Genomic DNA, 535 nt, shown 5'->3' on the forward strand with positions numbered 1-535 from the left:
GGTAATCCCCCCGAAAATCAGCGCTGTTTAGAAGTGGAATTTTCTCGTAGTCTGAACCGAGGAGGTTCCGTGTGAAGAAATCCCGATACAGCGACAGCCAGATCCTGGCGATTCTCAAGCAGGCCGAGAACGGCGTGCCGGTGCCCGAGCTATGCCGCGAGCACGGCATGAGCAGTGCCACGTTCTACAAGTGGCGCAGCAAGTACGGTGGTATGGACGCCGCGCTGATGAAGCGGCTCAAGGAGCTTGAGAGCGAAAACCGCCGGCTCAAGTCGATGTACGCCGAGGAGCGACTCAAGGCCGAGATTCGCCAGGAGGTGATCGAGGGAAAATGGTAAGGCCATCTCAGCGGCGCGAGATGGCCCGAACAATCGTCGCCGCCCGGGGCGTGAGCATCCGACTGGCCTGCGCGGCCCTGTCGATCAGCCCGACCTGTTACCGCTATCAGCCCCGGCTGTCAGCGGACAACGCACGCATCGCCGACTGGCTGATCCGGCTGACCCACAACCAGCGCAACTGGGGCTTTGGTCTGTGT

At 61.3% G+C, this 535-nt stretch carries 1 pseudogene; it reads left to right on the forward strand.

Annotated features, from left to right (window positions below):
• Positions 1-71: 71 nt before the first annotated feature.
• Positions 72-535, forward strand: a pseudogene (locus tag RM532_RS15855) (transposase); the annotation flags it as partial.

Source organism: Spectribacter hydrogenoxidans (assembly GCF_031846275.1).
Classification (GTDB): domain Bacteria; phylum Pseudomonadota; class Gammaproteobacteria; order Nevskiales; family Salinisphaeraceae; genus Spectribacter; species Spectribacter hydrogenoxidans.